The sequence below is a fragment of the Ligilactobacillus equi DSM 15833 = JCM 10991 genome, assembly GCF_000615765.1.
Lineage (GTDB): Bacteria > Bacillota > Bacilli > Lactobacillales > Lactobacillaceae > Ligilactobacillus > Ligilactobacillus equi.
Genome location: NZ_BAMI01000089.1, coordinates 1 through 4,713 on the forward strand (window position 1 = coordinate 1; position 4,713 = coordinate 4,713).

2 protein-coding genes, 1 pseudogene and 1 other annotated feature are annotated in these 4,713 nt (G+C 40.4%); all 3 genes and pseudogenes read left to right on the forward strand.

The features are described from left to right. The coding region (locus tag JCM10991_RS13980; RefSeq protein ID WP_035188951.1) for a LysM peptidoglycan-binding domain-containing protein at window positions 1-306 on the forward strand (306 nt) is incomplete at its 5' end. 42 nt (window positions 307-348) lie between these two features. After that, window positions 349-549: a binding site (T-box leader), on the forward strand. 77 nt (window positions 550-626) lie between these two features. Next, window positions 627-3,039, forward strand: a pseudogene (leuS, locus tag JCM10991_RS13985) (leucine--tRNA ligase). Between the two features lie 214 nt (window positions 3,040-3,253). Next, complete coding sequence (locus JCM10991_RS11245; RefSeq protein ID WP_051528021.1) at window positions 3,254-4,543, forward strand: amino acid permease; 1,290 nt, start codon at window positions 3,254-3,256, stop codon at window positions 4,541-4,543. Window positions 4,544-4,713: the final 170 nt, after the last annotated feature.

The following is a 4,713-nucleotide window of genomic DNA, read 5'->3' on the forward strand; positions in this document are numbered from 1 at the left end:
GTAAAAGCCGGTGATAATCTTTATGAAATTGCCCGAGCACACAATACAACTATTGCTGCTTTGAAATCTATGAATAATTTATCTTCTAACACTATCTATGTGAACCAAACTTTGAAGGTTTCAAGTGTAGGTTCTAAGAACACAAGCAGTGTCGCCAGCAGTAAGACCAGTGGTTACACTGTAAAGGCTAATGATTCATTGTGGCGGATTGCGGCCAATCATGGCATAACTGTAGGTCAATTGAAGAGCTTAAATAACTTATCTTCAGACTTGATTTATGTGGGACAAACTTTAAGATTGAGATAGTATTGCAATTGCTGGTTAGCTCTGCTAAAATAAGCTTAATACTAGTAAGCGCAGATAAGGATTAGTAGCAAGGTGATGCTTTTAGAGAGTTCATGGGCGGTGGAAATGAACAGCAGTGACTTGTGAACTCGCCTTGGAGTTTTTTACTGAAATTAGTAGGTAAAAACGGTACTTCCCGTTACGAAGCAAAGTGTCGGCTTTGTGCCGGAAAATAGGTGGTACCGCGAAAAATTCGTCCTATGTAGGCCCAAAGTGGGGGCTACATAGGACGTTTTTTGCTTATCTGAGCTTGCCAGGAATAAAATTGGAGGATTTAAACGATGGCATACGATCACAAACAAGTCGAAAAAAAATGGCAACGTTTCTGGGAAGAAAATAAAACTTTCAAGACCGTTGAAGACAAAAATAAGCCTAAATACTACGCTTTAGATATGTTCCCTTACCCATCTGGTCAAGGTTTACACGTGGGGCACCCTGAAGGTTACACCGCAACCGATATTATTTCCCGTATGAAGCGCATGCAAGGCTACAATGTTTTACATCCTATGGGTTGGGATGCTTTTGGTTTGCCTGCGGAACAATATGCTTTAAACACTGGTAACTCACCACGAGAATTTACCAAGAAAAACATCAACAACTTCCGACGTCAAATCAAGTCGCTTGGTTTGTCTTACGACTGGGACCGCGAAATTGCCACCACTAACCCTAAGTACTACAAGTGGACGCAATGGATTTTCGAACAATTGTATAAGCGTGGTTTAGCTTATGAAGCTGAAATTCCAGTGAACTGGAGTCCTGATTTGGGAACGGTCGTGGCTAACGAAGAAGTTATCGATGGCAAGACGGAACGTGGGGGATTTCCAGTTATTCGTAAGCCTATGCGCCAATGGGTCTTAAAGATTACGGCTTACGCTGATCGTTTAATCGATGACTTAGATGATTTGGACTGGCCGGAAGCCATCAAGGAACAACAACGTAACTGGATTGGCCGTTCCATCGGGGCTAGTGTCAATTTTGGTATTGATGGGCATGACCGAAAGATTGAAGTCTTCACGACACGCCAGATACGTTATTTGGGGCTTCCTTTGTGGTCTTAGCACCTGAACACGATTTAGTGGCTCAAATTACCACGCCGGAACAAAAAGCGGCCGTGGATGCTTATATTGAAGCAGCTTCCCACAAATCAGATCTCGAAAGAACGGACTTAGCCAAGGTTAAAACTGGAACTTTCACCGGAGCTTACGCCGTTAACCCTGTTAACGGGGAAAAATTACCAATCTGGATTGCGGACTACGTTTTAGCTTCTTACGGAACAGGGGCCATCATGGCAGTGCCTGCGCATGACCAACGTGACTACGAATTTGCCAAGACTTTTGACTTGGACATTAAACCAGTTATTGAAGGTGGCGACATCGCAGCTGAAGCCTACGTGGGTGAAGGTAACTACATCAATTCTGACTTTTTAAACGGTTTAACTAACAAACAAGAAGCTATCGACAAGATGGTTGCTTGGTTGGAAGAAAAAGAAGTGGGCCAAAAGAAAGTTAACTATCGTTTACGAGACTGGACATTCTCACGGCAACGTTACTGGGGTGAACCAATTCCTGTCATCCACTGGGAAGATGGCGAAACAACCTTAGTACCTGAAGAAGAATTGCCATTACGTTTACCTGCTACTAATGACATCAAACCATCTGGGACTGGTGAAAGTCCATTAGCTAACCTTGAAGATTGGGTCAATGTTGTAGATGAAAATGGTCGTAAAGGTAAGCGAGAAACTAATACCATGCCACAATGGGCAGGTTCATCTTGGTATTTCTTGCGTTATATTGACCCACACAATAACGACACGATTGCCGACCCTGAATTATTGAAGGAATGGTTGCCAGTTGACCTTTACATTGGGGGGCTGAACACGCCGTCTTACACCTCTTGTATGCACGTTTCTGGCACAAGTTCTTGTACGATTTAGGTGTGGTCCCAACTAAGGAACCATTCCAAAAGTTAGTTAACCAAGGGATGATTTTAGGCGAAAATCACGAAAAGATGTCTAAATCTAAGGGGAACGTGGTTAACCCTGATGATATTGTGGAACAATATGGGGCCGATACTCTTCGCGTTTACGAAATGTTCATGGGACCAATCGACGCTTCTATTCCTTGGAGTGAAGATGGTCTTGGCGGGGCCCACAAGTTTGTGAACCGCGTCTGGAACTTAGTGGTGGATGAAAGCGGTAAGTTACGTGACAGGATTACCACACTTAACGATGGTAAATTGGACAAACTTTACCACCAAACTGTGAAGAAGGTTACCGAAGACTTAGAAGCTTTACACTTTAACACAGCTATTTCACAAATGATGGTCTTTGTTAACGAATGTTATAAAACAGATTCCTTACCGTTGGAATACATGGAAGGCTTCGTGAAATTAATTGCCCCAATTGCGCCTCACATGGCTGAAGAATTATGGCAAATTTTGGGACACAAGGACACGATTACTTACATGGCTTGGCCTGATTATGATGAAAGTAAGTTGGTCGAAGATACAGTTGAGGTAGTGGTTCAAGTAAATGGTAAGTTACGCCAAAAACTTTCCGTTGCAGCCGATATTAGTAAGGATGATTTAGAAAAATTAGCTCTAGCTGATGAAAAAGTCCAAAATGTGACTGCTGATAAGACAATCCGCAAGGTTATTGTTGTTCCAGGTAAGTTAGTAAATATTGTAGCTAATTAGTTAAAAACACGTTTTCGTTCGGTTTTTACCGTTTGAAAACGTGTTTTTTGATATAAAAAATGTTTTTTTACAAAAATAATTGAATGTTCCAAATAAGTTAGATAAAATGTAAATACTGGAAGAGAGATTTTCAGCAAAGATAAATTTTACAGAGGAGAGAATTTTGGAAGATAAAAATAAGTTGGCGCGTGCCTTAACGCATCGCCACGTACAAATGATTGCCATTGGTGGTGCTATTGGGACTGGATTATTTTTAGGGTCTGGTTCTGCCATCCAAAAGGCTGGTCCGGCCTTGATTTTGGCTTACCTGGTTGCCGGAATTTTTATGTTTTTTATGATGCGAGCCATCGGGGAATTGATTTTATCTGACTTATCTAAAACGTCATTTATTGAGTTTGTCCGTCATTACATGGGGGAAAAGACCGAATTTATCATTGGTTGGACTTATTGGTTATGTTGGGTGAGCTTAGCTATGGCTGATTTGACAGCAAGTGGAATTTATGTTCGCTACTGGTTTCCGCAGATTCCACAATGGTTAACAGCTTTAATTATTATTGTTGTCTTGTTGATTTTTAACTTATTAAGTGTTGGTTTGTTTGGTGAATTAGAAACGTGGTTTTCTAGCATCAAGGTTTTTGCAATCTTAGCTTTAATCGTTACGGGGTTATTCTTGCTATTCACTAATGCCCACGTCGGAGGCCACCATGTAACGGTGATGAACTTATTTAATCATGGTGGTTTCTTCCCACATGGTTTCAATGGTTTATTGGCAGCCTTTCCTATGGTAATTTTTGCCTTCACAGGAATTGAAATGGTCGGGTTAACAGCAGGGGAAACCGCCAATCCAAAGGTCGATTTACCCAAAGCCATCAATAGTTTACCGATTCGGATTGGACTCTTTTACATTGGGGCAATTTTTGTTTTAATGTGTATCTATCCATGGAATGATATTGTCACGGATTCAAGTCCTTTTGTGCAAGTTTTTGAAGGGATTGGAATTAACTTTGCAGCAGCGGTGATTAATATCGTGGTATTAACGGCTGCGTTATCTGCTTGCAATAGTGCGATTTTCTCAACTAGCCGGACTTTATTCGTAATGGCTAAGAGTCAACAAGCTCCGAAAGCTTTAGGTAAGACAAATAACCGTAGTGTACCAGTTAATTCCTTGTTATTTTCATCAGCGGTGCTTTTTATTATTGTAATTTTAAATTATATTTTACCGGCCACGGTTTTTGAAATTATTTCCGGGGTAGCGACTGTTAGTTTTGTTTTCGTGTGGATTGTTTTGGTATATTGCCACTACAAATACCGCCGGGAAAATCTTGGTAAGGTTAGTTACTTTGCGATGCCACTATTTCCTTGGGCTAACTGGTTAACAATAATCTTTTTTGTTGCGGTAATTGTACTTTTAGCTTTTAGCAAGAGTACTTTAATTTCCTTACTTTTCTCGGTGGTATGGTTTGCAATGTTAGCCGTTTTCTTCCGTTTACGAAAAGCTAAATAGTAAGATATGAAAGGATTGGTTTAACCAATCCTTTTTAGTTAGCTATATGCTAAAATTAAGATGAACATTCTAAGTTAAACATGGAGTGAAAAATGAATATTCCAGGAATTTTGTTAATTTTAACCTTGTTGAGTTTTTTGGCCTTTATATTTGTTTGGTGGCATGAACGT